Here is a 25,626-nt window from a genome sequence, read left to right on the forward strand (position 1 = left end):
TCGTCGTTCCCCGGTGGACCGGGCGACGACGTGCCTCACCTCGCTGCACGCGAGGTCGGACACGCACTGTCCTCTCGATGCCGGGTTCGGTACGCTCGGACTCGTGCCTGAATCGACTCCCACGCCCCGCCTGTCCACGAAGATCTCAGCGATCGCCGAGTCCGCCACGCTGAAGGTGGACGCGAAGGCGAAGGCGCTGCAGGCGCAAGGCCGACCCGTGATCTCCTACGCGGCGGGCGAGCCGGACTTCCCGACGCCCGAGCACATCGTCGAAGCGGCGCTCGTCGCCGCCCGCGACCCGAAGGCGCACCGGTACACCCCAGCGGCCGGCCTGCCGGACCTCCGCGCCGCCATCGCGGAGAAGACGCTCCGCGACTCCGGTCTCGAGGTCGACCCGAGCCGGGTCATCGTCACCAACGGCGGCAAGCAGTCGGTGTACGAGGCGTTCCAGGTCCTCCTGAACCCGGGCGACGAGGTCATCGTGCCGACGCCGTTCTGGACCACCTACCCCGAGGCCATCGCGCTCGCCGACGGTGTCGCGGTCGACGTCTTCGCCGACGCCTCGCAGAACTACCAGGTCACCGTCGAACAGCTCGAGGCGGCGCGCACCCCGCGTACCAAGGTCCTCCTGTTCGTCTCCCCGTCGAACCCGACCGGCTCCGTCTACTCCCCCGAGCAGACGAAGGCGATCGGCGAGTGGGCGCTCGAGCACGGCATCTGGGTCATCACCGACGAGATCTACCAGAACCTCACCTACGACGGCGTCCGCGCGACGTCGATCGTCGAAGCGGTGCCCGAGCTCGCCGAGCAGACGCTCCTCGTCAACGGCGTGGCCAAGACGTACGCGATGACGGGCTGGCGCGTCGGTTGGACCGTGGGCCCGGCGGACGCGATCAAGGCGCTCGGCAACCTCCAGTCGCACCTCTCCGGCAACGTGAACAACATCGCGCAGCGCGCGGCGGTCGCGGCCCTCAACGGTCCGCAGGACGCCGCGGAGGCGATGCGTGAGGCGTTCGACCGCCGCCGCAAGCTCATCGTCGGCGAGCTCAACAAGATCGACGGCTTCGAGACGCCGACCCCGCAGGGCGCCTTCTACGTCTACCCCGACGTCACGGCGCTGCTCGGCCGGACGTTCGGCGGGGTGACGCCCAAGACGTCGCTCGAACTCGCCGACCTCATGCTCGACCAGGCCGAGGTCGCGGCAGTGCCCGGCGAGGCGTTCGGGCCGTCCGGCTACCTGCGCTTCAGCTACGCGCTCGGCGACGACCAGCTCCTCGAGGGCGTCCAGCGCCTCCAGCGCCTGTTCGCATCCTGAACCGAGGTCCGCTCGCTCGTCCCCGGGCGAGCGGACCTCGCATCAGCGTCAGATCGTGACGCCGACCACGACGGGCTCGGGCTGCAGGAGGACGCCGAATTCGGCGTGGACGCGCGCCTGCACGAATCGCGCGAGCTCGGCGATCTCGGTGGCGGTCGCCCCGCCACGGTTCGTCAGGGCGAGCGTGTGCTTCGTGGAGACCGCAGCGTGCGATCCGGGGAGTGCGAACCCGCGACGGACGCCGGCCCGCTCGATCAGCCAGGCGGCCGAGAGCTTCGCGAGGCGCTCGGTCGGGGCCGGACGGGGCGGGTTGACGACCTCGCCGAGCGGGAAGACGTACTCGGTGTCGTCGTCGGCCGGCGGGTCGACGGGCCACCAGGGAGCATCGCCGGGGAGCGAGCGGGCGACGTGCTCCGACACGATCGGATTCGTGAAGAACGACCCGGCGCTGGCGGTGTCGGGGTCGTCGGGATCGAGCACCATACCCTTCGACGTCCGCAGCGCGAGCACCGTCGTGCGCACCTGGGCCAGGCGGACCTGCTCGCCGACCTCGACCCCGAGTGCAAAGGCGAGCTGTTGGTAGGCGATGGGTGCGGCCAGTCCGTCGACACCGACGTCGTCGAGGTCGATGATGATCGCCACGACCACGCCGGAGCGCTCGGGCTCTCCGCCACCGTGGCGCTTCAAGACCGACGTCCGGTAGCCGAGCCCGAGCTCCGCGGCCGGAACGCGCTCGACGGTCTGCGACTCCTCGTCGAGCAGGTCGACGGCGACGAGCGACGACACGATCTCCTGCCCGTAGGCGCCGATGTTCTGGACGGGGGCAGCCCCACAGGATCCCGGAATGCCGGAGAGCGCCTCGATGCCCGCGAAGCCGTGCTCCACGGTGAAGGCGACGAGCGCGTCCCAGTCCTCACCGGCCTGCACCCGCAGGCGGACACGGCCGGACGGCGCGTCGAGGCGTTCGATGCCGCGGTTGGCCGCCCGGATGACGGTCGCGTCGACGGGCTCGTCGCCGATCAGCAGGTTCGACCCGCCGCCGAGCAACAGCCACGGCTGGTCGGTGTTCCAGACGTCGAGCACGGCCTCGATCAGCGCTGCCTCGCTCGTGCACTCCGCGAAGGCTGCGGCGGGCCCGCCCACCCCGAGGGTGGTGAGCTCGCTCAGACGGATGGCGTCGTTCATGGTCCTCCGGGTCAGGCGAAGCTGACGACGAGCTGCGCCTTGCCGAGCACCGTCTGCTCGGCGTAGGTGACGGTGAGGTCGACGCGCGCGGTGCGGGCTTCCTCGTCGATCTTGCCGACCTTGGCGACGATCTGGAGGTCGGCGCCGGTCTCGGGGTCGACGACGACCGGTCGGGTGAACCGCACCTGGTACTCGAGCACCCGACCGGGGTCGCCGATCCAGTCGACCACCGGCTGGGCGGCGATCCCCATCGTCAGCATGCCGTGGGCGAGCACGCCCGGCAGCCCGACGGAGGCCGCGACATCGTCGCGGTAGTGGATGGGGTTGAAGTCTCCGGAGGCGCCGGCGTACCGCACGAGGGCGTCGCGCGTCAGGTGGACGGTCCGCTGCGCGACGACGTCGCCGACAGCCGGCATGATCGGGGTCTGCTGCACGTCGCTCATCCTTCGTCTCCTCGCACCACGAGCGTCGAGGTCGCGGTGACCACGGGCTCGCCGGCGGCATCGGTCATGATCGAGTCGCACGTCACCATCGAGTGGCCACCCAGGGACTTCACCGCGGTGACGGTCAGCTGCGCGGTGAGCTCGTCGCCGGCGACGATCGGTCGGTGGTGCACGAAACGCTGGTCGCCGTGGACCACCCGGCTGAAGTCGATACCCGCGTCGGGTGCGGCGAGCAGTTGCTGGAGCGTGTGCTCCTGGACGACGACGGCGAAGGTGGGCGGCGCCACGACGTCGGCGTATCCTGCGGCGCGGGCCGCCTCCGGGTCGAGGTTGATCGGGTTCGTCGCGAAGACGGCCCGCGAGAACTCGCGGATCTTCTCGCGTCCGACCAGGTACGGGGCGACGGGCGGGAAGACCCGACCGGCGAGCTCTGGGTTCACTGACACGCCCTCCAGCCTACCCGCTGCCCTGGCTCGCCGACCGGGCACGGACGGACCGGCAGCGGGCTGTCAGGAGCGCTTGATCGCCTGGAACACCATCCGGATCGCGATGGCCACGAGGAAGGCAGCGAAGAGCAGGTTGCCGACGAACGGGGGCACCACCGAGGCGACGATGGCGCCGAGTGCGGTCGTCGTGCAGGCGGCGACACCGATGATCGCTGCGGCCGTCAGGTCGACGTTGCCTCGCCGGACGTTGCCGATGGTGCCGGAGATCGCGGTCGGCACCATCATGAGCAGCGAGGTGCCCTTGGCGATGAGATCGCTCGCGCCGAACAGCAGGATGAGCATCGGCACCACGACGACCCCGCCGCCGATGCCGAGCAGTCCCGACAGGACGCCGGTCAGGAAGCCGAGCACGATGAGGCCGATGATCGATCCGACGTGCAGATCGATCTCGGCTGTGCGGGACGGGACGATCAGGAACAGCGAGACCACCACGACGAGCAGGAAGCCGATGAAGCCCCACTGGAGCGCCTTCTTGGGGAGCTTGGAGAGGAGGTAGCTGCCGAGTTGTGCCCCGCCGATCGCACCGATCGCCAGGAGGATCGCCGCCACCCAGTCGACGGTCCCGTTCACCGCGTAGGAGAGGACGCCGACGAGCGAGGTCGGGACGATCGCCGCGAGTGAGGTCCCCGCGGCGAGCCGCTGGCCGAAGCCGAGCAGGAAGACGACGGCGGGGACGATGAGGATACCGCCGCCGACGCCGAACAAGCCGGAGAGGAATCCGGCGGTCAGTCCGATGCCGATCAGCCAGGCGATGCCCGACGGGGAGCGGACCGGACGGCCGGTCGAGTCGCTCCCGCTCACTGCGCGCTGGAGCCGGACAGCGCCGTCTCGAGCGAGGGCGTCGTGCGAGCGGTACCGGCGTCCAGGAGTGACCAACCGGTGTCGGTCGCCTCGATGACCGACACGGAGCAGTTCTCCAGCGGAGGGACCGTCGTACCCGAGAGGTGGCTGAGCGTGAGACGGATGAGCGTTCCGTGGCTGACCACGAGCACGTTCTGGCCGGGGAAGTCACGGGCGATGGCGTCGATGCCGCGGACGCCGCGTTCGATCACCGACTCCTCGGACTCGAGGTTCGGGTACTGGTGGTCGGGCCAGTTCTCGAGGACCATCTGCGCCGTCGCGCCCTCGGCGTCGCCGTAGTGCCGCTCGATGACGTCGGGATAGGACGGGCCGAGCTCCAGTCCGAGCGCGTCGGCGATGATCTGCGCGGTCTCGCGTGCGCGCCCCAGTGGGGAGCTGACGACGACGTCCCAGGTGCCGGTGAGCCGAGGGGCGACCGTGGCCGCCTGCTCCCGCCCGGTGTCGTTCAGGGGGATGTCCGTCGTGCCCTGCAGCCGTCGTTCGAAGTTCCAGGCGGTCTGTCCGTGACGGATGAGGGCGATGGTCATGTCTCAAGCCTAACCGGCGTCGGACCGAGGTCTTCCGGCCTTCACCGCGACACGGGGCTCACTGCTCGTCGACGGCGTTCTTCGCCCATCGGATCCGGATGGGTCCACGGACCGTCGCGCGGTCCACCGCCTCGTCGCCCTGCGTGATCCGCACCCGGCCCTCGTCGACCAAGCGCCAGGCGACCCGGCGGGTGTCGTCCATCAGCGCTCGCCAGTCGTCGCCGCCGACGGCTCGTGCCACGTCCGACGGACAGATGGACGAGGTGGCGGCGCGCTTGCCCAGCAGGTCGAGCATCGTCGACTCCAGGAGGCCGTCGTCTACGGCTCCCGCAGGCTGCGGGTCCGGTTCGGCTTCGTCGGTCATGGTCCCAGTATGCGCGCGCCGCTACGCGAGATCGGCGTGCCGGGACAGATCCGCATGCTGCGCGACGAACGCCCGGGCAAGGCGCTTCGTGACGCCGAGTTCGGCGACGAGATGCTCGAGGTCCGGTGCCCACCGCGCGATGGCCCGGAACTCGTCGAGGTCGATGAGGTTCGACGCGGCGAAGCGGTCGGCCTGCACCTCGTGTTTCGGTCGGTCGTCCTCGTGGCCGAGCACGCAGTGCGCGATGCCGTGGGCGAGGGCGTTCCGGCGGTGGACGGACCGGAGCGACTCCTGGATGACGATCGTGTGCGCGGACGGCAGCCAGCGCTCATGGGACACCCGCAGGGGCCGGAAGATCACCGCGAGACCGAGCTCCTCCGCGTGCGCATACGGGTCGTAGGCGCGCCCACGCTCACGGGGCTTCCGGCTCGGGTTGCTCCAGTTCTCCATCGGTGATTGCCGCCCCACGTTCCCCCTCCAACTGCTCCGTCGTCCACGACGCAGCTTCCCTCTGCCGGCGTCTGCGATCCAGCTCGTCATTCGTAGCAGTGGTGTCCGACACGGGGGCCACTCGCTCGTCGTCGCTCGCCTGCAGTTCGGCCTCGATCCGACTCATCCCCCCGACGGCTTGGAGGGCGTCGGCCAGGAGGCGCACCGGATCGGCGCCGGTCGCCGCGCAGAGCGTGACGAAGGTCGGGCCACTGATCTCGCTGCGACCGGCAAGGACCCGCTGCAGTGTCGTCGGACTCATCCCCGTCGCCTCAGCCAGGGCGCGCTGATTCATGCGTCGCCGCTTGTAGGCGGCGACGAGTTCGTCCGCCAACGCCTGATTGACCATCGCCTCTGCTGCGTTCACGTTCCGATCGTAGCCAGAAACCCTGTCGCGAACGGCAGAAAACCTGCCTCATGCGCTCTATAGTGTCACCTCCGACCTGAATGATGCCAGATGAGACAACTTCTGGAAACCATCCAGGTCACCCACCACCACCCGCGACGCCTGAGGAGGCACCATGACCGAACACCGGACATCACCGGAACCACCGCCGACACCACCGCCCGTCCCGTTCCCGGCGCAGCGGATCATCCGCACCGTGATCCAGACGACCGCGGCGGTGATCTTGAGCTCGGTGGCCTGCATCACGACCGCGAGCATCATCGCGCCACAGCTCCTGGAGGCGATCCGGGAACTCCTCCCGGACGACGTCTACGCCTGGGCGGCGGCGGCCGTGGCCACGACGGCCGCGATCGCCGCAGCACTGGCCCGGATCATGGCGATCCCCGGCGTGAACGGGTTCCTGACGAGACTGAGAGCAGGATCCACACCCCGCCATGCTCGTCTCGATTCCGACGCCGAATCTGCCACTGGAGAAACAATTTCAGGATGAATCGACAAGATGAACTAGACAAGACGACGAAATGATCATAGAGTCTCTATCGAACACACGTTCGAATGTCGGAGGACACTTCCTCCATCAACAGAAAGGAGGGCTCATGGTCTTGAAGTACCAGCAACCGTTCACACAGACGGATCAGGCGACAGACGGCTGGGGCTCTTGGGCGGATGGGCGTACACAGGCCCATCGAGGCGTCGACTACCAACCGGGGGCCGGCGCATCGATTCCCGCAGTGGCAACCGGGACGGTGTCGTACAACGACTGGAACTCCGCGCTCGGCAACGTCCTCGTGATCGCCCATCCGGATGGCATGTACTCGGGATACTCGCACATGCGTGATCGATCGCCGCATGCGCCGGGGACGGGGATCACGCGGGGCCAGCACGTCGGCTACGTCGGGAACACCGGCACGGCGTCTCGGGCCGCGCATCTGCACCTCACCATCACCTACACCGCGGACGGAACCTGGAACAACGGTGACATCAACGTCACTGTCGACCCGTACGCATTCATCAACGCTCGCCTCAACGGCGACGACCCCAACACCACCCCACCACAGAAAGAAGAAGACGACATGGCAGCAGGAACCCTCATCAAGCGACAGGACAACGCGGCGGTCTACTGGCAGGAGCACCCACTCGCTCCGCTGTACCCGCTGAACGGCGGCCAGTTCGCCGCCTACACCAACCAGGGGCTGAAGCTCAACGACCTCGCGCCGGCGAGCTTCGACCCGATCATCCAGCGGGTCGGCCGTTACACGCTCGACCAGCAGGAACGACGCATCCCCGCTGGCACGACCGACGCCAAGTACGAGGGCTGGCAGATCTACCTGCCCAACCGCCCGCTGTAACCCTTCCGGGTTCTCGCAAGGGAATCACTCCCACACCGGGCATCCTCCGAGCAGACCGTAATTGCTCGGGGGATGCCCCCTCAGCATCGGAGGAACCACATGGTTCTCAGATATCAACACCCGTTCGCCCAGATCGACCTCGCCGACGGCTGGGGATCGATGGCCGGCGGGCGGACCCAACCGCACCGCGGTTTGGACTACCAACCCGGCACTGGAGCCGCGATCCCCGCTGTCGCAGCCGGGGTCGTCTCCGCCAACCGGTGGAACGCGACCCTCGGGCAGATCGTCGTCATCGCACATCCCGACGGCATGTACTCGGGCTACTCGCATCTGGCGGCGGCCTCACCCCATCAGGTCGGTGCGGCGATCGTCCGCGGTGAACCCGTCGGCGTCGTCGGGAGCACCGGGTCCGCAGCCCGAGGACCCCATCTCCACCTCACCATCACCTTCACCGCGGACGGCACGTGGAACAACGCAGACATCGGCGTCACCACCGATCCATATCTCTTCATCAACGCTCGCCTGAACGGCGAGGACCCGGTTCACCCTCTCAAGGAGTCAGACATGCCCAAGATCATCAGCGTGCCAGGTGGCACCATCGCGCTCGTCACCGAGACGTTCGGCACGATGTACACGTCCGCCAGCGGCGGGCAGGGATTCTCCATCGCCGCCAACACGAAGGTCTACGGTCAGGTCAGCGGGCTGACCCAGGACCAGGTCTCGACCCTCGTCGCCGAGGCGAACGCCCGAGGCCAGCGCATCGCCGACCTCGTCGCGGCCGCGCGATAGCCGCACCGGCACGAGGAAGCCCCCGAGCAGACCGTAACTGCTCGGGGGCTTCCTCCATTCTGCACGGTGCACGCCCGGTACACAGTGCCCAGGTTCGATGCTCAGGCGAACTGCGCGTAGAACGCGTCAGGTCCGTGGGCGAGCGAGGCCTTGACGATGGCGCTCCACTCGTCGACGACGACCTCGGAAGCGCCGGCTGCGACGCCGTCGAGGCTCGCCCGTGCGACGTCCGCGGGGTCGACCATCGGGCCCTCGTAGCCGGCCATGATGTCGGTGTCGGCGGCCCCGAGGTGGAGCCCCTGCACCGTGACGCCCTTCGGGGCGAGTTCCAGACGGACCGCGTTCGTCATGTTCCACTCCGCCGCCTTCGCCGCGGCGTATCCGCCTGAACCGGGGTGCGCGAACCAGCTCAGGGCGGAGAGCACGTTGACGATCGCCCCTCCACCGTTCCCCTCGATCACCGGCGCGAACGCACGCACCATGGCGAGGTTGCCCCAGTAGTGCGTGTCCATCTCGCGCCGAGCGTTCGCGAGGTCGTCGGTCAACATCGAGCCCTGCGTGGCGATGCCGGCGTTGTTGACGAGCAACGTGACGTCGCTCGCGATCTCGGCCGCCGCAGCGACGGACGCCTCATCGGTGATGTCGAGCTGCAGCACCTCCACGCCCGGGATGTCGACGAGTTCCGGGCGCCGCGCGGTCGCGTATACCTTCGAGGCGCCGCGCTCGAGCAGCTGCACGACGAACCGGCGTCCGATGCCCCGGTTCGAGCCGGTGACGAGTGCGACGGATCCTGCGATGTCCATGATTCCCTTCCGCGTGCGGGTCGATCCCGCAGCAGCCTGGTTAGGCTAAGACCTCACATCAATGTCAGGTGCAAGCCAGGAATGGAAGATCGATGCGCATCGGAGATCTCGCGGCTCGGACCGGGGTGAGCGTCCGCTCGCTCCGCTACTACGAGGAGCAGGGGCTGCTCACCGCCACCCGCACGACGAGTGGCCAGCGGACCTATGAACGAGCGGCGGTGGAACGCGTCGAGCTCGTGCAGCAGCTCTTCGCGGCCGGCCTGCCGAGCCGCACCATCGTCCAGCTGCTCCCCTGCGTCGATGCGGGAGTCGCGACGCCGGAGTCCCTCGCGCTGCTCCGGACCGAACGCGACCGCATCACCGCCCAGATGGCCGACCTCGAAGCAGCACGCGCCCGCTTGGAAGCGGTCATCGACATCACCCTCCACCCGACGCCGGAGCACTGCCCCGCCCTGCGGGAGGAGCTTCCGGCCGAGCTGGACGCCGCCTGACGCCACCCGGCACGGCTCCGGCAGGGTCGGCCCATCGCGGCTACCATGACCACGTCGGAGGTCGAGGGCTACCGGTCGCTCGCCTTCGCGGCAGCCGAGTCGGGCACGCCTGAGCCCGACTCCCGATCCGGGGGGTAAGCGATGAGTGAATCAGCGAAGCAGGGGTCAGCGAAGCAAGGACCAGCGACCGCCACCGAGTCGGTCGCCGCCCAGGCGGCGCGCACCCGGCTCGAGGAGCGCGTGGCGGGCATCGAGTCGATCCTGATCTCGGTCCCGATGCTGCTGCTCGAGATCGCCCTCATCCTCTCGCTGTTCGTCCCCTACGCGAGCCAGACGAAGACGGATGAGGACCCTGAGTCCTTCAACCTGTTCTTCTTCCTCGCGGGATTCGCCGATCGCGACGACGACGGCGACCCGGAGGCTGCCTCGATCCTGTTCGCGAGTGCGTTCCTGATACTCATCGTCGTGATCGTCGGCACGATCTGCACGGCGCCGACCCTCGCGGGCAAGCGGGTCTCGTCGCGAGCGGGAGCGACCGCGGTGACCTTCATCATCGTGCTCATCCTCGGCAACATCGGCGCCTGGATGGTCATGCTGATGGGGGTCTACGCCGACTCGCCCTGGACCATCGGTCCAGCTCTGCCACTGCTCAACCTCGGCACCCTGCTCGCGGCGATGATCGCCTTCATGCCCGGCTACCGTCGCATCTGGGAGCGATAGCAGTTCGAGGTCAGTGTGCGATGGGGAGCACTGCCCATCCGACGATCGTCGCGCACCCTCGCCGCGTTGCCATACTGAGTCCGTGAGTGGAACCGACGTTGCGCCGACGGGCGTGCTACAGGACTATCAGTGGGCCGTCGAGGCCGAGCTGCAGAACACCCCATTCACCGTCACCAGCCTCCCCGACGGGTTCCAGGTCGGATACGACCTGGCGGACGCCCGCTGGTGGAACGTCCTCCAGCTGAACGAGGTGTCCGACAGCATCACCTACACCGTGCGGGTCGATGAGCGACGACGGCGGTTCAGCATCACCGACACGGTCAAGCGGATGAGCTGGTCGGCTGGTGTCTCCGGCTTCGTGCCGCGCCTCTCCTGGTCGTTCTCCTGGCAGTCCGGCCGTGTCCGGTACGGCAGGGTCATCATGCTCGGGACCTCTCCCGGCGGGTTCGAGATCGCGTTCAGCCCCGAGAACGAACGCGCGCGGATCAAGGAGATCGGCGAAGAACTCGGTCTGCGTCCTCGCATGAGCCCCCATGTCAGCATCGGGCTCTGGGCGGCGGCCGGTGGCGTCGCGGTCGGCCTGATCGTGCCCGCCATCATCATGCTGAGTCTTTCCCTCACCGGGAACCACTGATGCAGGAGCTTCGAATCGGGACGGTGGCGCACTGGTGATGGCGAGCAAGCGCGCGGCGGGCGACACACGGGGCTTCCTGCACAGCAGGGTATTCCAGACGGCGGCGATCGTCCTGATGCTGTTGGCCGGTCCGGTGGCCGTGGTCGTCGGCTCCTTCATGATGGCTGCCGACAGCGACCTGTTGCAGAACGGGGAGCGGACGAGTGGGACGGTCACCGAGGTCGACGACGGCCGGAAGGCATCTCACCACCGGTTCAGGACCGACTATCTGGCACCCGACGGTTCGCCACAGCGGGTCTGGGCGGACTGGCCCCTCGACGGCAAACCCGCCGTCGGCGACGTCGTCACGGTGATCTACCGCGCGGACGACCCCGGCACGGCGGTGCTCGAGGGCTATGACGGACCGGGGACCCCGGTCGTCGGGATCGGTGTCGTGCTGACCGGCGTGAGTCTCCTGATCGGCACCGCGATGCTCGTCGGGGTCTTGCTTCGAGCAGGCCGCGGGCCCGACCCCGAGGAGATCTCGAAGCCGTAACCGTGCGGCGACCGAGGTCGCCGCCCGTCCGAGCATCTCGTCACCGGGTCGACTCGCACAGCTCCTCGCTCTTGACGGACCAGGTCTGCATGCGCCAGGGTCGACATCACGATGTGAGCGATCACAATCCGTGACCCTGATCCCGAGACGATGGAGTTTCCAGGTGAGTCCACAACGCCTATCGACCATGCGACCCCGGCACCTGTCCCGTAACTGGACAACCCCGCTGGTGGCCTCACCCAAGCGGACCGCTGCCTGGGGCGCGATGATCATGGTAGGAGTCATCTCCGCTCTGGGCGCCACGCCGGCGACGGCAGCCGCCGACTCGAGTGCGCTGCTGCACTATCGATTCGACACGGCCGCGAACGGTGTGGTGCCGGATGTGAGCGGTAACGGCAACGACGGGACGCTCAGGAACGTGGGCGGCACGGTCGCCGACGGCCTGCTCACCCTGCCCGGCGGCTCGGCCGACTCGGCGCCCTATCTCGACATCCCGACCGACGATCTGGCCGGGGTGCAGACGTTGACCTCGAGCATCTGGCTCGAGTCGCAGTCACCAGCTGGGAACACCGCTGCAGCCTTCATCGGCACCCCGGTCGGCGATGGCCAGTTCTCAGCGGGCTACTGGTTGCTCAATCCGGCGAATCCGAACGGGTACGTCAAGTCCGTCATCACGGATTCGGTGAACCCCGGAGCACCCTGGACGACCGAGGTGGGCGCCGGTTCGACCAACGCGCCTACCAGCGGACTCCGGACCCCGACCGGGATGGCGCTCTACACGACCGTGATCGACGGCCCGGCCGGAACGTTGACGAGCTACGTGAACGGTGAGCGGATCGCGCAGACCGCCATCACGCGCGACCTGGCGTCCTTCGGTCCGGACCTCGTCGCCTACCTCGGCCGCTCCACCTACGCGGACGCCGGGTGGAAGGGCTCCATCGACGAGGTCGTCCTGAGCGATGTCGCGATGACGGCGACGGAGGTCCAGGACGCGTTCATCGAGCAGTCGATCGAGAAGGCGTCGTCCGGGCTGCGCGTACCGACGGAGGCGACGAGCGACTTCGCACTCCCCTCGACCTCCTATGGCACGCGTCTGAGCTGGACCTCGGATGACGCCGCCATCGTCGTGGAGGACGGGCTCGCGCGGGTGGTCCGGCCGACGAATGGCGAGCAGGACGCCACGGTGACCCTCACTGCCACGGTGACCGCCGGAGACCGACAGGAGACGTTGGCATTCCCCGTCCGGGTCGCCGCCGACCGCTCCGACGCTGAGAAGCTCGCCCTCGACCTGGAGGGCATCCGGATCACCAATTCGGATGACATCCGGTCCAACTTCTCCGTCCCAGGCAAGGGCCCGAACGGATCGTCCTTCACCTGGTCCGTCATCGGCGGCACCAAGGCGGCGACGGTCCGCGCGGGAGTCGACGAATCGTCGAAGACCATCGACGTCGTACGCCCCGCCACCGGGAGTGCCGTGACCGTGACGCTCCGCGCCACCGCGCGCATCGCCGGATCCGAACTGACGCGGGACATCACCGTGTCCGTCCAGCCGCTGCCGGCGGACCAGCCGGATCCCGAAGCCTATGTGTGGGCGTTCTTCACCGGGGAGGGCAGTGGTGCCGAGCAGGTCAGCCTCGCTGCATCCAAGGGCAACGACGCGTTGAGCTGGAACACGCTGAACGGGGGCAAGCCGATCTTCACGTCGACCCAGGGCACGACCGGTCTGCGCGACCCGTTCATCCTCCGCTCCCCCGATGGCGACCGGTTCTTCATGATCGCCACCGACCTGAAGATCGACGGTCTTCCCGGCGGCTTCGCCACGGCCCAGATCAGTGGGTCGCGGTACATCGAGGTCTGGGAGTCGAACGACCTGGTCACCTGGTCCGAGCAACGGCATGTGAAGGTCTCCTCGGACTTCGCCGGGAACACCTGGGCGCCCGAAGCCTACTGGGACGACAAGCTGGACACCTTCGTCGTGTTCTGGGCCTCGAACCTGTACGACACCACGGACGAGAGCCAGCGGACGAACGTGACCTACAACCGGATGATGTACGCGACGACCGACGACTTCATCACCTTCTCCGATCCCGAGCCGTGGATCGACGTCTCGCGTGGGCCCGGTCTCGGCACGATCGACTCCTCGGTCACGAAGTCGGGCGACTACTACTACCGGTTCACGAAGGACGAGGGGACGCTGACCATCCGCGAGGAGCGGTCGACGGATCTCCTCGCCACCGAGACGGGGACCCTGCCCGGTGCGGGAGGACCTGCCGACCAGTGGAGTCTCGTCAAGGACCAGGTCGCCTCCGGATTGCCGAACGGCGAGCCGGGCGGTGTCTACCTGAACGGCGAGGGCCCGAGTGTCTTCCCCGCGAATCCCGGCGACGTGAACGGGCTCGACTGGTATCTGTTCATCGACCAGCCCGACTACCACGGTGGCCCGAACCACTACATCCCGTTCGGGACCGACTCCCTCGACGACGGCGACTCCTGGGAGCCGTTGGGGGCCAAGCTCCGGGAGAACCTTCCTCAGAACGCGGACGGCGGAAAACCGAGGCACGGCACGGTCATCCCCGTGACCCGTGCCGAGTACGAACGTCTGTTGACCGCCTACGCGCCGGCTGTCGCCGTCCAGGACGTCTCGGTACCCGACGTCGTCACCGCGGTGGGAACGGCTCCGAGCCTGCCGTCCGCCGTGCTGACGAAGGTGGACCGTTCGATCGAGACCGTCCCTGTGGACTGGGCGGCCGTGCAGGCCGATCAGTATGGAGCGCCCGGCAGGTTCACCGTGTCGGGAACGGCGGCAGACGATGCCCGCACGCCGGTCGACGTCACCGTCACCGTGCGGGCGGGGGGCGCGCTGCCGGGTGGACCCGAGCCGTCCACCCCGCCAGCGGCGGAACCGGGTTCGTCGTCGGGTGGTGACGCCGTCAGCGGCCCTGGCCCGAGGGACGGCCTGGCGTCCACGGGGGTCGACACGGAGGCCGTCGCGCTCCTGGCGACGGCCGCGACCATCGCCCTCCTCGTCGGCGGGCTGCTCACCCGGCGCCGCACGAGACGTGGGGAGATCTAAGGGCGATCTCGGCGTCGCACTGGAGGAGGAAGGGACCACCGCTGAGCCGCCCCGCGGACCGTGCCCGTCTGCTCGACCGTCGACGGGCACGAGGCCTGGCTAGGCTTGGTTGATGAGCTCCGATGACGAAGTGATTCAAGCCATCACCGCTGGTTCCGATGCAGGACTCGTGATGGATTTCGACGGGGTCCTCTCCCCGATCACGGACGAGCCGGCCCTCAGCGAGTTGCTGCCTGGCACAGCGCAGACGCTCGAGCGGCTGGCTGGGAAGCTCTCCACGGTCGCGCTCCTCTCTGGGCGCCCGGTGGGTTTCCTCGCCGACCGCGCCACGATCCCCGGTGTCGACCTCTACGGCTCGTACGGTCTCGAACGTCTCACCGACGGCGTCATCGACGTCGTGCCCGAAGCCCAGGAGTGGACGACTGCTGTCCAGTCAGCGACGCGTGAACTCCACCGAGAACTCGACAGCATCGACGGTGTCGACGTCGAAGAGAAGTCCCTCGCCGTCGCAGTCCACTGGCGCCGTGCACTCGACCGCGCGGCGGCCGAGCGATTGGTGGCGCCGCTCGTCGAGCGCGTCATCGACGAATTCGGGCTCAGGCGGGAACCCGGCAAGTGCGTCGAAGAGCTGCGGATGCCCTTGGATGAGGACAAAGGGACGGCGCTGCACAGGATCATCCGGGCTGATGGTTTGGGTGTCGTCGCATACGCCGGTGATGACCGTGGGGACCTGCCTGCGTTCAGGGTGGCGCTGGCCAGCGGCGGGTATGCACTCGTCGTCGACGGCCCCGATGCTGCGGTGGAGGTCGCTTCGGTGGACGGAGTCCACTTCGCAGGTCCCGGCGAGTTCCAGCAGTGGCTCCAGCAACTCGACGACGCTCTGGGATGACCGTATCGCTCTGAGAACCAGTAGCCTCGATGACATCCTCGCCGCGTGGGCGGAGACGCCTGCGAAGCCAACGGCTCGCCGGTCACGACGTTCGCAACCTCGGGCGGTTGAGTCTTCTCACGCCGACGACGATGTGACTCCGACCTTGTGGAGCGTCGTCCTGGGCTCTCACATCTCTGAAAATGGGCGAGGTCGTTCAGCCAATGGCGAGGGGAATCGAATCGTGTCGGCGGGCATTCAGTCGCCTCGATCGAGCCAACGATGTGCACGGGGCGTCGCTGACCGGCTTCAAGCGCTACTCGCAGTCGTGCGCGATTCAGCGAACGCTGCGGCAAAACAGAGAAGCACCGAAGAAATCTCCGGTGCTTCTCTCTTGAACAGCTGATCTGGTAGCAGGAGAGAGATTCGAACTCTCGACCTCACGATTATGAGTCGTGCGCTCTCACCAACTGAGCTACCCTGCCACGTCTCTCCGTATGCCGGCGAGAGCAGTGACGGAGAGAACGAGCCCCGAGCGGGACTTGAACCCGCGACCTCTTCCTTACCAAGGAAGTGCTCTACCACTGAGCTATCGGAGCGCGAACCAAACCGCTCACGCGGAAATGGCACCAGTAGAGACTAGCATCCCGCGAGGGGTGCTTCGTACACCGGATCGGGATCAGTTCGCGGCGAAGGTGTCCGCGGCGTGGACGACCTTCTGCAGGTACGACGCGGCCCCGTTGTACGACCCGATCGCCGCGATCCAATCGGCCTCGATGCGGAGGTCACGGCCACCGTGGCACAGGTAGTGCGCTGCGGCGAGCGCCGCGTCGTCGATCTGCTGCGGGTCCGCGACGCCGTCGCCGTTCCCGTCCGCGCCCCACCGCTGCCAGGTCGACGGGATGAACTGCATCGGCCCGACCGCACGATCCCATCTGGCGTCACCGTCGAAGGCGCCGCGGTCCGTGTCGGTGACGGCATCGAACTCGGTGCCGGTGAGCGCCGGGCCGACGATGGGTGGAACGGCCCGCCCGGCGTCGTCGAGGGCACCGCCGAAGATCGTGCCGTGGCCGGACTCGACGCTGCCGAGCGCGGCCAGCGTGTTCCAGGCGATCCCGCAGCCCGGCTGCGTCTCCGCGACGGCGAGCGCCGCACCGGCGTAGGCGACCATCGCCCGCTCGGGGATGCCGAGGCGGAGCGCCGTGGCCGTCGCCCAGGCACGGTCCACCCGGTCGGTGACGGCCGCCGGCGCTGTTCCAGCCGAGCCCGCGGCGGGGATGCCCGGTCCCTCGACGGCAGCATGTGGCGCGGTTCCGAGGGTCGAGTCCCGTGCTTCCGCCCGACTGATGAGCTCCGGTCCCCAGACGACCGCTGCCACGATGACGGCGAGACCGACGATCGCGACCGCCCCGCCGGCGACGAGCCATCCCACGCGGATCCCCGCCCGCCGGTTCCGGCGTGTCGGTGCGACGGGGCGCCGGGAGCCGTTGCGCGCGCCGGACGGTCGGGACCGCGGCTTCCGCGTCGAGCGGGTGGCGCTGGTCGTGCGTCGTCCGGGCGCAGCGGTCTTGCGTTGTGGGGGCCGACGCGCACCACTCCCCTTCGCCGATGTCCCCACCAGTCCACCGTACCCGCGCGTCGGTCGGCGCCGTGCGCCGCAGGTTCAGTGCTCCTGGGCAGCCTTCGCAGCCTGCTTGGCCTGACGCTTCGCCCGAAGGTCCTTCGCGACGGCGACGCCCTTCTTGGCTGCGGCGTTCGCCTTCGTGCTGGCCTGCTTCGCACCCTCGAACTCCGAGGCGAGGACGGCGAGCCCGCCGACGGCGATCAATGCTCCCGGTCCGGGAAGCGGGATCAGGGCCACGCCGAGGGCCACGGTGCCACCGCCGACGACACCGACGCCCGCCCGGTAGACCCGGTTCGCGGTCGGATTCCGACGGATAATGCCACGCGTCGTCCGGGCCGCTGATCCGGCGATGCCTGCCGCCTGCGAGGCGACGCGCTTCGCCGTGCTGCGGGCCGAGCCGTCCGATTCCGTGGTCATGTCCCCACTCTAAGCAGGGCGGGCGGGTCGGTGGCCGGGAATCCGGTCCGAATCGACGTGGCTCCCGTGTGACCGAACCGACGTGAGCGCGGGGTGCCAGCGCGACCGCACCCCTCTGGAGCGCCGCGCTCGCCGCCATGCATCGCACTCGTGTCAGCGCACCGCGCTGGCCAGTCCACGAGCGGCGACGGGCCCCGTGGATGGCCTAGGGTAGCGACATGGACTCCGCCCTCCCGACCACGTCGGCGACCGCAGCTCAGCACGCCTCCCCCGCAGGAGGCTCCACCCCCGGTTCGGAGTGGTGGCGCTCCGCCGTCATCTACCAGATCTACCCGCGATCGTTCGCGGACGCGAACGGCGACGGCCTCGGCGACCTGCCCGGGATCACCTCCCGCCTCGGCGCCCTGCAGGAGCTCGGCGTCGACGCCATCTGGCTGTCCCCCTTCATGACGAGCCCGCAGAAGGACGCCGGCTACGACGTCGCCGATTATTGCGACGTCGACCCCATCTTCGGCACGCTCGCCGACTTCGACGCGATGACCGCTGCCGCGCACGCTGCCGGCATCCGCGTCATCGTCGACCTCGTCCCCAACCACTCCTCGAGCGCCCACCGTTGGTTCCAGGAGGCCCTCGCGGCCGGGCCCGGCTCGGCGGAGCGCGCCCGATACATGTTCCGCGACGGCAAGGGCGAGCACGGCGAGATCGCCCCCAACAACTGGGAGTCCGTCTTCGGCGGTCCGGCATGGACGCGCGTCACCGAGGCCGACGGCACGCCTGGCCAGTGGTACCTGCACATCTTCGACTCCTCGCAGCCCGACTTCGACTGGACGAACCCGTGGGTCCGCGAGCAGTTCCGCGACATCCTCCGGTTCTGGCTCGACCGCGGCGTCGACGGGTTCCGCGTCGACGTGGCGCACGGCATGATCAAGGCCGACGGCCTGCCCGACTACACCCCACCGGCCGAGGGCGGCAGCATGGGTGGCGCCTCGGCGGGCGTCGCACTCGAACCCGGCATCAGCACCGGGCCCGCCTCGTGGCCGGAGACCGCGCCCTACTGGGGTCAGGACGGCGTCCACGAGATCTACCGCGACTGGCACGAGCTGCTCGCGACGTACGACGGGGACCGTGTGCTGTGCGCCGAGGCCTGGGTCGACCCGCTCGACAAAATGGCCCTGTGGGTGCGCCCCGACGAGATGCAGCAGGCGTTCAACTTCCCGTACCTCGAGACACCGTGGAACGCAGCCGCGCTCAAGACCATCGTCTCGGAGTCGCTGCGCGCGTTCGCCCAGGTCGGCGCACCGAGCACCTGGGTGCTCTCGAACCACGACGTCGTCCGGCACGCGTCCCGCCTAGCGCTCACGGAGGAGAACCCCCAGGGCTACGGCGTCGGTCCGAACACCCCCGGCCAGCCGGACCGGGCCCTCGGGTTGCAGCGGGCCAGGGCGGCGACCGCCCTCATGCTGAGCCTGCCCGGTGGGGCGTACCTCTACCAGGGTGAGGAGCTCGGGCTCCCCGAGGTCATCGACCTGCCGGATGACGCCCGACAGGACCCGACGTGGTTCCGCACGAACCACGAACGGTACGGCCGCGACGGTTGCCGCGTGCCGATCCCGTGGGAGGCCGGCCACCCCGCGTACGGCTTCAACACGACCGGTGCGTCCTGGCTGCCGCAGCCCGACGACTGGAACGACTACTCGCGCGACGCACAGGCCGGCATCCCCGGTTCGACGCTGGAGCTGTACCGCACGCTGCTCCGTCTGCGCCGCGAGCACACGCTGGGACTCGGCTCGATCGCCTGGATCGAAGGGGCTCCCGACACCATCCTCGCGCTGACCAACGGTGCGGTCACGGTCGTCGCGAACACCGGTGCCGACGACATCGCCGTGCCCTCGTCGCTCGCGGACTCGGCCGTGCTCGTCGCGAGCGGACCCTTCGACGGCAGGACCATCCACGGCGACACGACGGTCTGGTTCACGACGCCGTCGACCCTGCCCGTCGGCTGAGACCTGGCCCGGGTCAGTGGTGCAGGATGGCGACGGAGTGCGCTCCGAGCCGCAGTGACCCCTCCGTCGTGACGACCTCGCCGAAGCTGTCGAGCAGCTCACCGACCCGCTGGGTGAGCTCCACCGGTTCCGTCCCGAAGTTCACCGCGAGCATCGCAGAGCCACGACGCAGGACGAACGAGCCGGTCGCCTCGTCGACGATCGCGGTCGTGTCGGCGAACGCCGGATCGGTGAACGCCGGGACCGTCCGCCGCAGCTCGATCACCCGTCGGTACCAGGTCAGCAGCGTCGCGTGCCGCCCACGGGACCGCTCCGACCAGTCGAGCACCGACCGACGGTAGGTCTCGGGATCCTGGGGATCCGGCACGTCGGCCTCGTTCCAACCCATCCGGGCGAACTCGGCGATCCGGCCCTTCGCCGTCGCCTCACCGAGCTCGGGCTCCGGGTGCGAGGTGAAGAACTGCCAGGGCGTCGAGGCGGCCCACTCCTCCCCCATGAACAGCATCGGGGTGAACGGTCCGAGCAGCGTGACGGCGGCGGCGATGGCGAGCTGCCCGTCGTCGAGGGTCGCGGCCAGCCGGTCGCCCGTCGCGCGGTTCCCGATCTGGTCGTGGTTCTGGTCGGAGACGACAAGCCGCCAGCTCGGCGTCCGTTCGAGGTCGATGCGGCGGCCGTGGTGGCGCTTGCGGAAGCTCGACCAGGTGCCGTTGTGGAAGAACCCCTCCTCCATGACCTTGCCGAGCGCACCGAGCGGCGCGAAGTCGGCGTAATAGCCGGACACCTCGCCGGTGAGCGCCACGTGCAGTGCGTGGTGGAAGTCGTCGCTCCACTGCGCGTCGAGACCGTACCCGCCAGCACCGCCGGGCCCCCGGGGCGTGATGAGCTTCGGGTCGTTCAGATCCGACTCGGCGATGAGCGTGAACGATCGGTCGAGGTCGGCGCTGAGCGCATCCACCGCGGCGTCGAGTTCTTCGAGGAGGTGGATCGCACGGGTGTCGTGCAGGGCGTGGACCGCGTCGAGGCGCAGGCCGTCCACCCCGTACTCCTCGAACCACAGCAGCGCGCTGTCGATGATGTACCGACGCACCTCGTCGGAGTCCGGCCCGTCGAGGTTGAGGCTGTCGCCCCAGGTGTTGCCGGCGCCGTCCGCGAGGTAGGGGCCGAAGCGCGGCAGGACGTTGCCGGAGGGGCCGAGGTGGTTGTACACGACGTCCTGGATGACGGCGAGCCCGCGCTCATGGCACGCGGCGACGAAGCGACGGTAGCCGTCCGGTCCGCCGTAGGCCTCGTGGACAGCCGACCAGAAGACGCCGTCGTAGCCCCAGTTCCAGACGCCGTTGAACGCGTTGACCGGCAGGACCTCGACGGCGTCGACGCCCAGCTCGACCAGGTCGTCGAGGCGTTCGATCGCCCCGTCGAAGGTGGCCGCCTCGGTGAAGGTGCCGATGTGGAGTTCGTAGAGCACGGCACCGATGAGGGAGCGACCCCGCCAGCCGGTCCCGTCGCACGGCACGGGGTCGGATGCGACGACGCGCGACGGGCCGTGGACGCCCTCCGGCTGCCGACGCGAGCGTGGATCTGCGAACGGACCCTCACCGTCGACGAGGTAGCGGTAGTCGCTGTCGACGACCGCCGCGCGGGGCTCGGCACCGTCGAGCGCGATCCACCATCCTTCGGCGACGTCGCGGTCCATCGGGTGCTGCTCACCGTCCAGGACGAGGTCGACGCGCTGGGCCTCGGGTGCCCAGACACGGAACCCGTCAGCCGGACTCGTGGTGCTGGTCGTCATCGTGCTCACTCCTCGCTCGCGGCCTCGGCCGCATCGTCGGGCCGCGTCAGGACGGCGACGGGATACTGCTCCAGCAGCGCCGCGAGACGGACCTCGCCACCCTGCAGCTCACGGCCGGTCAGCACGTCGACGAGCCGGCCCTCCGGCAGGGTGACCGTGGTCGACTTCCAACCGCCATGCTCCGCGAGCCGGAGCGAGAGCCGGGTCGCGACCGTGGTCACGCCACCACGTGAGAACGCGACGACGTGGTCGGCGGCCGGTCCGTCCGCCCCGATGGGGGTGTACTCGGCGAACCGCGACGGGTGCTTTCGTCGCAGACGGAGGAGCCGACTGGTCACGAGGAGCTTCGCCGCTCCGTCCGCGTCGACCGGCGGCAGCCAGCCATCGTCGAGACGGGCCAGCACCGCGCGACGCTCGGCGTAGTCGACCGGGCGACGGTTGTCGGGGTCCACGAGCGATCGGTCCCAGAGCTCGCTGCCCTGGTACACGTCCGGCACGCCCGGCATCGTGAGCTGGATCGCCTTGGCGACCAGACTGTTCGTCCATCCGGCCGCCTCGACGTCCGCGACGGCGTCGAGCAGCGCGGCGTTCGCACGACGGCTGTCGTACAGTCCGTCGACCGCTGCATGCAGGGCGGCCTCGAACGTCTCGTCCGGTGCGGTCCACGTGGTCGAGTCGCCTGCCTCACGGGCGGCCTTCTCGACGTAGGCGTGCAGTCGCTCGCGCTCGATCGGCCACGCACCGACGGCCGCCTGCCAGACCAGCTGCTCGAGCTGCCGGTCGGGGAAGCCGTTCGAGGTGTGGAGGGCGACGGCGTGCTCCGCCCACCGGTCCGCGACCTCACTCAGGGCGTCGATACGGGCGCGGACGTCTTCGCTGCGCTTCGTGTCGTGCGTGCTGAGCGTCGTCATCGAGGACGGCCACTCCGCCTGCCGCCGTGCCTGGCGGTGGTGGAACTCGGCGACGCTGATGTCGGTCTCGGCGGGGTCGCCACCGACCTCGGTCAGCGAGGTGAGCGCCGTGTAGCGGTAGAACGCGGTGTCCTCGACGCCCTTCGCCATCACCATGCCCGAGGTCTGCTGGAACCGCGCGGCGAGCGGATCGGTCGAGTTGCGCAGGCGCGGAGCCAAGGCGGCGAAGGCGTCTGCGAGCTCCGGCCGACGGGTCTCCGCCTCGTCGAGTGCGGCGTCCAGGTATTCGTCGCCGAGCGGCAGGTAGGAGCGGTAGACGGGGAACGCGGTCAGGATCTCGGCGAGGGCGTCCACGGCGTCCGGGACCTCGGGCACGAGTCTCGCGAGACGTCGCACCTCGGAACCGAGGATCCCGTCGGCGATGCCGCGCTTCGTGGTGTGCACGAGGTCGTCCCACGCTTCACGCGTCAGTTCGACGCCGGCGAGCTGGCCGAGCGTCGGCAGCCCGGTCGGGTCGACGAGCACCCGGTCGACGTCGCCCAGGGCGTCGTAGCCGGTGGTGCCGAGCGTGGCCCACTCGGCCGGCAGGTCCTCTTCGCCCTCGAGGATCTTCTCCACCCAGATGGGTGCTCCACCGATGCGCTCGGACAGTCGGTCGAGGTAGGCACCGGGGTCGAGGAGCCCGTCTGGGTGGTCCACGCGGATCCCGTCGGCGAGGCCGTCGTCGAACCAACGACCGATCTCGACGTGCGAGCCGTCGAAGACCGCCGGGTCCTCGACCCGGATCGCTGCGAGCGTGTTGACGGCGAAGAACCGTCGGTAGTTCAGCTCGCTGTCGGCGCGGCGCCAGTTCACCAGCTCGTAGTGCTGGCGGTCGTGTACCTCGCGGGCGCTCGCGTCGTCGTCCGCCGTCCCGGGAGCGATGGGCAGTCGGTGGTCGAAGTAGCGCAGTTCGCCGTCCTCGATGCTGAGGTCGTCGAGCGCACTACGTCCGTCCTCGTCGTCGCCCAGGATCGGCACCCGGATCCGACCGTCGCCGGCCTCCCAGTCGACGTCGAACGCGGCCGCGTGCTCTGCGTCCCGACCGTGCTGGAGCAGGTCCCACCACCAGGCGTTCTCCACCGGTGTCGCTACGCCCATGTGGTTCGGGACGGTGTCGATGAGGACGCCGAGGCCGGCCGCGTGGGCTGCTTCGGCGAGCGCCGTGAGCCCGTCGGCACCGCCGCGCTCCGGGTCGACCTCGGTGTGGTCGACGACGTCGTAGCCGTGGGTGGATCCGGGTTCCGCGCGGAGGAGCGGCGACAGGTAGACCCAGTCGGCACCGAGGGCCTGGAGGTAGTCGACGAGCGCCGCGGCGTCCTGGAGTCGGAAGTCCGCGGTCAGCTGGAGACGGTAGGTCGAGACGGGCACGGTGGAACGCTGTGGCCCGCCGCCGGACACGGTGGTCATGATGCGACCCCCGATCGCAGGAGGGTGAAGGAGGTCCCCTGCACGATCACCGTCGTCGACCCCTCGGCGAGCATCTGCTCCGGGTCACTCGATTCGACGAGCGCCCATGGCAGGCCGGGAGCCTTCGGCAGGCTGAACTCCACGCCGTTCTCGGCCGCGTTGAGCAGCAGGGCGAACGACGCCGATCCGGCGTGACGGAACACGAATGTGATCGAGCGGGCGTCCGGGTTGTCCCAGTCCTCGTCGGCGAAGGGCTCGTCGTCGGACCGGGTGATGAAGACCCGGTCGTCTGCTTTGGAGCCCGGACCCTGGCGGAACCAGTCGGGTCGCAGGGCCGGCTCGGCGAGGCGCAGGGCGATCAGACGCTTCGTGAAGCCGAGGAGGTCGTGGTCGGCGTGCTCCCAGTCGAACCACGACACCTCGTTGTCCTGGCAGTAGGCGTTGTTGTTGCCGCCCTGGGTGCGGGCGATCTCGTCGCCGCCGAGGATCATCGGGACACCGGCCGACAGCAGGACCGTCGCGAGGAAGTTGCGACGCTGACGGTCGCGGCGCGCGTTCACGGCGGGGTCGTCCGTCGGACCCTCCGCACCGTTGTTGCTGGAGCGGTTGTCGCTCTCGCCGTCGTTGTTGTCCTCGCCGTTCGCCGCGTTGTGCTTCGTCGAGTACGCCGTGAGGTCGGCGAGGGTGAAGCCGTCGTGCGCGGTGACGAAGTTGACGCTGGACAGCGGCGAGCGTCGGGACGCCTCGTAGACGTCGGGGCTACCGAGGACGCGCTGCGACATGGTGCCGAGCACGCTGTCGGCGCCGTTCCAGAAGTCGCGCACGTCGTCGCGGAACTTCCCGTTCCACTCGGACCAGCTCGCGGGGAAGCCACCGACCTGGTAGCCGGCGGTGTCCCACGGCTCGGCGATCATCTTGATCGGGGCGAGCACCGGGTCCTGCTCGATGAGCGAGAGGAACGCACTGTGGATCTCGGCGGAACCGTCCTGGCGGGTCAGCGTCGTCGCGAGGTCGAAGCGGAAGCCGTCGACGTGCATCTCGGTCACCCAGTAGCGCAGGGAGTCCATGATGAGGCCGAGCGCCGCGGGGTGGCCGACGTTGACGCTGTTGCCCGTGCCCGTGGTATCGAAGTAGTGCTCGCGGTCCTCGTCGACGAGACGGTAGTAGGCCGCGTTGTCGATGCCCTTGAACGACAGGGTCGGGCCCATGTGGTTGCCCTCGGCCGTGTGGTTGTAGACGACGTCGAGGATGACCTCGAGGCCGGCGGCGTGCATCGCCTTGACCATGGCCTTGAACTCGTCGACCTGCCCACCGGTGTCGCCGGCGGCCGCGTACTCGCCGTGCGGGGCGAAGAAGCCGATGGAGTTGTAGCCCCAGTAGTTGCGGAGCCCCTTCTCCTCGAGGTGGCTGTCCTGCACGAACTGGTGCACCGGGAGGAGTTCGACCGCGGTCACGCCGAGGTCGGTGAGGTAGCGGATGGCTGCCGGGTGGGCGAGGCCGGCGTAGGTGCCGCGGATCTCCTCGGGCACCTCGGCGAGCTGCTTGGTGAAGCCTTTCACGTGAACCTCGTACACGATCGTCTCGGCGAGCGGGATGCGCGGGGCGACGTCCTGTCCGTCGGCGTCCCAGTCGAACGAGGACGGGTCGGTGACCACGCCGAGCGCGACGTGGCCCGCGGAGTCGGTGTCGTCCATCGACTCCGGCGCGTCGAGACGGTGGCTGAACTGCGCCTGGCCGAGGTCGTATCGCCCCGTGACCGCCGTCGCGTGCGGATCGAGCAGCACCTTGGCCGGGTTGTGACGGAGACCGTTCGCCGGATCCCAGGGGCCGTCGACGCGGATGCCGTACCGCGTCCCGGGGACGAGGCCCTCGACCAGCCCGTGGAACACGTGTCCGGTGCGCTGTTCGAGGCGCGTCTGCTGCTCCTCCCCGCCCTCGGGGAAGATGCACACGGTGACGGCGTCGGCGGTCTCCGAGTAGATGGCGACGTTCGCACCATCGCCCCGAAGGGTGACGCCGAGCGGATAGGGGGTCGAGAGCGTCATGGCGCCCTTTCACTCGAAGGGATCGATCGT

At 69.1% G+C, this 25,626-nt stretch carries 24 protein-coding genes, 2 tRNA genes and 2 pseudogenes; 12 read left to right on the forward strand and 16 right to left on the reverse strand.

Annotated elements, in window-relative coordinates; genetic code table 11:
- Nucleotides 1-103 precede the first annotated feature (103 nt).
- A complete protein-coding gene (locus ACQ3HE_RS18165; protein WP_430893721.1) occupies nucleotides 104-1,315 on the forward strand; it encodes a pyridoxal phosphate-dependent aminotransferase in 1,212 nt (403 codons plus the stop codon).
- 48 nt (nucleotides 1,316-1,363) lie between these two features.
- On the opposite strand, the gene ACQ3HE_RS18170 is transcribed toward ACQ3HE_RS18165, so the two are convergent.
- The 8 genes from ACQ3HE_RS18170 to ACQ3HE_RS18205 form a co-directional block, all read right to left on the reverse strand.
- The gene (locus ACQ3HE_RS18170) at nucleotides 1,364-2,500 is read right to left on the reverse strand and encodes a UDP-N-acetylmuramate dehydrogenase (RefSeq protein ID WP_430893723.1); all 1,137 of its coding nucleotides are present in this window, start codon (nucleotides 2,498-2,500) and stop codon (nucleotides 1,364-1,366) included.
- Between the two features lie 11 nt (nucleotides 2,501-2,511).
- Nucleotides 2,512-2,943: a MaoC family dehydratase gene (locus ACQ3HE_RS18175; RefSeq protein WP_430893725.1), complete on the reverse strand. Its 432-nt coding sequence runs from the start codon at nucleotides 2,941-2,943 to the stop codon at nucleotides 2,512-2,514.
- Nucleotides 2,940-3,389: an FAS1-like dehydratase domain-containing protein gene (locus ACQ3HE_RS18180; protein WP_430893726.1), complete on the reverse strand. Its 450-nt coding sequence runs from the start codon at nucleotides 3,387-3,389 to the stop codon at nucleotides 2,940-2,942. The genes ACQ3HE_RS18175 and ACQ3HE_RS18180 overlap by 4 nt, the downstream gene beginning before the upstream one ends.
- A 63-nt stretch (nucleotides 3,390-3,452) precedes the next feature.
- Nucleotides 3,453-4,250 (reverse strand): sulfite exporter TauE/SafE family protein, encoded by a 798-nt coding sequence (locus ACQ3HE_RS18185; protein ID WP_079706693.1) that lies wholly within the window; start codon nucleotides 4,248-4,250, stop codon nucleotides 3,453-3,455.
- Nucleotides 4,247-4,837: a histidine phosphatase family protein gene (locus ACQ3HE_RS18190; protein ID WP_124767362.1), complete on the reverse strand. Its 591-nt coding sequence runs from the start codon at nucleotides 4,835-4,837 to the stop codon at nucleotides 4,247-4,249. The genes ACQ3HE_RS18185 and ACQ3HE_RS18190 overlap by 4 nt, the downstream gene beginning before the upstream one ends.
- 58 nt (nucleotides 4,838-4,895) lie before the next feature.
- Nucleotides 4,896-5,201 (reverse strand): DUF3253 domain-containing protein, encoded by a 306-nt coding sequence (locus ACQ3HE_RS18195; RefSeq protein WP_430893728.1) that lies wholly within the window; start codon nucleotides 5,199-5,201, stop codon nucleotides 4,896-4,898.
- 21 nt (nucleotides 5,202-5,222) lie between these two features.
- Nucleotides 5,223-5,669 (reverse strand): ImmA/IrrE family metallo-endopeptidase, encoded by a 447-nt coding sequence (locus ACQ3HE_RS18200; RefSeq protein WP_159879943.1) that lies wholly within the window; start codon nucleotides 5,667-5,669, stop codon nucleotides 5,223-5,225.
- Nucleotides 5,614-6,057: a helix-turn-helix domain-containing protein gene (locus ACQ3HE_RS18205; protein WP_085512825.1), complete on the reverse strand. Its 444-nt coding sequence runs from the start codon at nucleotides 6,055-6,057 to the stop codon at nucleotides 5,614-5,616. The genes ACQ3HE_RS18200 and ACQ3HE_RS18205 overlap by 56 nt, the downstream gene beginning before the upstream one ends.
- A 154-nt stretch (nucleotides 6,058-6,211) precedes the next feature.
- Between ACQ3HE_RS18205 and ACQ3HE_RS18210 the strand changes: the two genes are divergently transcribed.
- The 3 genes from ACQ3HE_RS18210 (at nucleotide 6,212) to ACQ3HE_RS18220 (ending at nucleotide 8,234) form a co-directional block, all read left to right on the forward strand.
- Nucleotides 6,212-6,586, forward strand: a complete 375-nt coding sequence (locus tag ACQ3HE_RS18210) for a hypothetical protein (RefSeq protein WP_430893730.1) — start codon at nucleotides 6,212-6,214, stop codon at nucleotides 6,584-6,586.
- 106 nt (nucleotides 6,587-6,692) lie between these two features.
- The gene (locus ACQ3HE_RS18215; RefSeq protein ID WP_164486853.1) at nucleotides 6,693-7,445 is read left to right on the forward strand and encodes a M23 family metallopeptidase; all 753 of its coding nucleotides are present in this window, start codon (nucleotides 6,693-6,695) and stop codon (nucleotides 7,443-7,445) included.
- A gap of 99 nt (nucleotides 7,446-7,544) precedes the next feature.
- Entirely contained in the window at nucleotides 7,545-8,234 is a 690-nt protein-coding gene (locus tag ACQ3HE_RS18220; RefSeq protein ID WP_430893732.1) for a M23 family metallopeptidase, read from the forward strand.
- A gap of 101 nt (nucleotides 8,235-8,335) precedes the next feature.
- Here the strand turns inward: ACQ3HE_RS18220 and ACQ3HE_RS18225 are convergent, their stop codons facing one another.
- Complete coding sequence (locus ACQ3HE_RS18225; protein WP_430893733.1) at nucleotides 8,336-9,037, reverse strand: SDR family oxidoreductase; 702 nt, start codon at nucleotides 9,035-9,037, stop codon at nucleotides 8,336-8,338.
- Nucleotides 9,038-9,129: 92 nt separating this feature from the next.
- Here ACQ3HE_RS18225 and ACQ3HE_RS18230 point away from each other — a divergent pair, with 92 nt between their 5' ends.
- From ACQ3HE_RS18230 to otsB, 7 genes and pseudogenes are all read left to right on the forward strand, one after another.
- A complete protein-coding gene (locus ACQ3HE_RS18230) occupies nucleotides 9,130-9,528 on the forward strand; it encodes a MerR family transcriptional regulator (RefSeq protein ID WP_124767369.1) in 399 nt (132 codons plus the stop codon).
- 141 nt (nucleotides 9,529-9,669) lie between these two features.
- Complete coding sequence (locus ACQ3HE_RS18235; protein WP_137243917.1) at nucleotides 9,670-10,248, forward strand: hypothetical protein; 579 nt, start codon at nucleotides 9,670-9,672, stop codon at nucleotides 10,246-10,248.
- Between the two features lie 82 nt (nucleotides 10,249-10,330).
- Entirely contained in the window at nucleotides 10,331-10,882 is a 552-nt protein-coding gene (locus ACQ3HE_RS18240; protein WP_430893735.1) for a hypothetical protein, read from the forward strand.
- Between the two features lie 37 nt (nucleotides 10,883-10,919).
- Nucleotides 10,920-11,417, forward strand: a complete 498-nt coding sequence (locus ACQ3HE_RS18245) for a DUF3592 domain-containing protein (RefSeq protein ID WP_430893737.1) — start codon at nucleotides 10,920-10,922, stop codon at nucleotides 11,415-11,417.
- Nucleotides 11,418-11,688: 271 nt separating this feature from the next.
- A pseudogene (locus tag ACQ3HE_RS18250) lies at nucleotides 11,689-12,612 on the forward strand (LamG-like jellyroll fold domain-containing protein); the annotation flags it as partial.
- Nucleotides 12,613-13,005: 393 nt separating this feature from the next.
- Nucleotides 13,006-14,490, forward strand: a pseudogene (locus ACQ3HE_RS18255) (Ig-like domain-containing protein); the annotation flags it as partial.
- A 112-nt stretch (nucleotides 14,491-14,602) separates the two neighbouring features.
- A complete protein-coding gene (gene otsB, locus ACQ3HE_RS18260) occupies nucleotides 14,603-15,379 on the forward strand; it encodes a trehalose-phosphatase (protein ID WP_430893739.1) in 777 nt (258 codons plus the stop codon).
- 387 nt (nucleotides 15,380-15,766) lie between these two features.
- Here otsB and ACQ3HE_RS18265 read toward each other — a convergent pair.
- The 4 genes from ACQ3HE_RS18265 to ACQ3HE_RS18280 all read right to left on the reverse strand — a co-directional run bounded on the left by ACQ3HE_RS18265 (nucleotide 15,767) and on the right by ACQ3HE_RS18280 (nucleotide 17,399).
- A tRNA-Met gene (locus ACQ3HE_RS18265) sits at nucleotides 15,767-15,843 on the reverse strand.
- A 42-nt stretch (nucleotides 15,844-15,885) separates the two neighbouring features.
- A tRNA-Thr gene (locus ACQ3HE_RS18270) sits at nucleotides 15,886-15,957 on the reverse strand.
- An 80-nt stretch (nucleotides 15,958-16,037) separates the two neighbouring features.
- Nucleotides 16,038-16,790 carry a lytic transglycosylase domain-containing protein gene (locus tag ACQ3HE_RS18275; protein ID WP_229940091.1) on the reverse strand — a complete coding sequence of 251 codons (753 nt, stop codon included), beginning with the start codon at nucleotides 16,788-16,790 and terminating at the stop codon, nucleotides 16,038-16,040.
- A gap of 231 nt (nucleotides 16,791-17,021) precedes the next feature.
- Complete coding sequence (locus ACQ3HE_RS18280; protein WP_430893741.1) at nucleotides 17,022-17,399, reverse strand: PGPGW domain-containing protein; 378 nt, start codon at nucleotides 17,397-17,399, stop codon at nucleotides 17,022-17,024.
- 218 nt (nucleotides 17,400-17,617) lie between these two features.
- Here ACQ3HE_RS18280 and ACQ3HE_RS18285 point away from each other — a divergent pair, with 218 nt between their 5' ends.
- Nucleotides 17,618-19,402 carry a glycoside hydrolase family 13 protein gene (locus ACQ3HE_RS18285; RefSeq protein ID WP_430893743.1) on the forward strand — a complete coding sequence of 595 codons (1,785 nt, stop codon included), beginning with the start codon at nucleotides 17,618-17,620 and terminating at the stop codon, nucleotides 19,400-19,402.
- A gap of 13 nt (nucleotides 19,403-19,415) precedes the next feature.
- Here ACQ3HE_RS18285 and treZ read toward each other — a convergent pair whose 3' ends face one another.
- From treZ to glgX, 3 genes are read right to left on the reverse strand one after another with little or no spacing between them, the layout of a single operon-like run.
- Nucleotides 19,416-21,191, reverse strand: a complete 1,776-nt coding sequence (gene treZ, locus ACQ3HE_RS18290; RefSeq protein WP_430893745.1) for a malto-oligosyltrehalose trehalohydrolase — start codon at nucleotides 21,189-21,191, stop codon at nucleotides 19,416-19,418.
- 5 nt (nucleotides 21,192-21,196) lie between these two features.
- On the reverse strand, nucleotides 21,197-23,551 hold the full coding sequence (gene treY / locus ACQ3HE_RS18295; RefSeq protein WP_430893746.1) for a malto-oligosyltrehalose synthase: 2,355 nt from the start codon (nucleotides 23,549-23,551) through the stop codon (nucleotides 21,197-21,199).
- The gene (gene glgX / locus ACQ3HE_RS18300) at nucleotides 23,548-25,596 is read right to left on the reverse strand and encodes a glycogen debranching protein GlgX (protein WP_137243947.1); all 2,049 of its coding nucleotides are present in this window, start codon (nucleotides 25,594-25,596) and stop codon (nucleotides 23,548-23,550) included. Before glgX ends, treY begins: the two co-directional genes overlap by 4 nt.
- Nucleotides 25,597-25,626 lie beyond the last annotated feature (30 nt).

The organism is Plantibacter auratus, from assembly GCF_050587365.1.
Lineage (GTDB): Bacteria > Actinomycetota > Actinomycetes > Actinomycetales > Microbacteriaceae > Plantibacter > Plantibacter auratus.

What these genes read in the sequence shown, in the direction of transcription:
- ACQ3HE_RS18170 (WP_430893723.1), bottom strand. Translation starts at nt 2,500, where the DNA reads ATGAACGACGCCATCCGTCTGAGCGAGCTCACCACCCTCGGGGTGGGC.
- ACQ3HE_RS18175 (WP_430893725.1), bottom strand. Translation starts at nt 2,943, where the DNA reads ATGAGCGACGTGCAGCAGACCCCGATCATGCCGGCTGTCGGCGACGTC.
- ACQ3HE_RS18190 (WP_124767362.1), bottom strand. Translation starts at nt 4,837, where the DNA reads ATGACCATCGCCCTCATCCGTCACGGACAGACCGCCTGGAACTTCGAA.
- ACQ3HE_RS18195 (WP_430893728.1), bottom strand. Translation starts at nt 5,201, where the DNA reads ATGACCGACGAAGCCGAACCGGACCCGCAGCCTGCGGGAGCCGTAGAC.
- ACQ3HE_RS18210 (WP_430893730.1), top strand. Translation starts at nt 6,212, where the DNA reads ATGACCGAACACCGGACATCACCGGAACCACCGCCGACACCACCGCCC.
- ACQ3HE_RS18215 (WP_164486853.1), top strand. Translation starts at nt 6,693, where the DNA reads ATGGTCTTGAAGTACCAGCAACCGTTCACACAGACGGATCAGGCGACA.
- ACQ3HE_RS18220 (WP_430893732.1), top strand. Translation starts at nt 7,545, where the DNA reads ATGGTTCTCAGATATCAACACCCGTTCGCCCAGATCGACCTCGCCGAC.
- ACQ3HE_RS18225 (WP_430893733.1), bottom strand. Translation starts at nt 9,037, where the DNA reads ATGGACATCGCAGGATCCGTCGCACTCGTCACCGGCTCGAACCGGGGC.
- ACQ3HE_RS18230 (WP_124767369.1), top strand. Translation starts at nt 9,130, where the DNA reads ATGCGCATCGGAGATCTCGCGGCTCGGACCGGGGTGAGCGTCCGCTCG.
- ACQ3HE_RS18235 (WP_137243917.1), top strand. Translation starts at nt 9,670, where the DNA reads ATGAGTGAATCAGCGAAGCAGGGGTCAGCGAAGCAAGGACCAGCGACC.
- ACQ3HE_RS18245 (WP_430893737.1), top strand. Translation starts at nt 10,920, where the DNA reads ATGGCGAGCAAGCGCGCGGCGGGCGACACACGGGGCTTCCTGCACAGC.
- otsB (WP_430893739.1), top strand. Translation starts at nt 14,603, where the DNA reads ATGAGCTCCGATGACGAAGTGATTCAAGCCATCACCGCTGGTTCCGAT.
- ACQ3HE_RS18280 (WP_430893741.1), bottom strand. Translation starts at nt 17,399, where the DNA reads ATGACCACGGAATCGGACGGCTCGGCCCGCAGCACGGCGAAGCGCGTC.
- ACQ3HE_RS18285 (WP_430893743.1), top strand. Translation starts at nt 17,618, where the DNA reads ATGGACTCCGCCCTCCCGACCACGTCGGCGACCGCAGCTCAGCACGCC.
- treZ (WP_430893745.1), bottom strand. Translation starts at nt 21,191, where the DNA reads ATGACGACCAGCACCACGAGTCCGGCTGACGGGTTCCGTGTCTGGGCA.
- treY (WP_430893746.1), bottom strand. Translation starts at nt 23,551, where the DNA reads ATGACCACCGTGTCCGGCGGCGGGCCACAGCGTTCCACCGTGCCCGTC.
- glgX (WP_137243947.1), bottom strand. Translation starts at nt 25,596, where the DNA reads ATGACGCTCTCGACCCCCTATCCGCTCGGCGTCACCCTTCGGGGCGAT.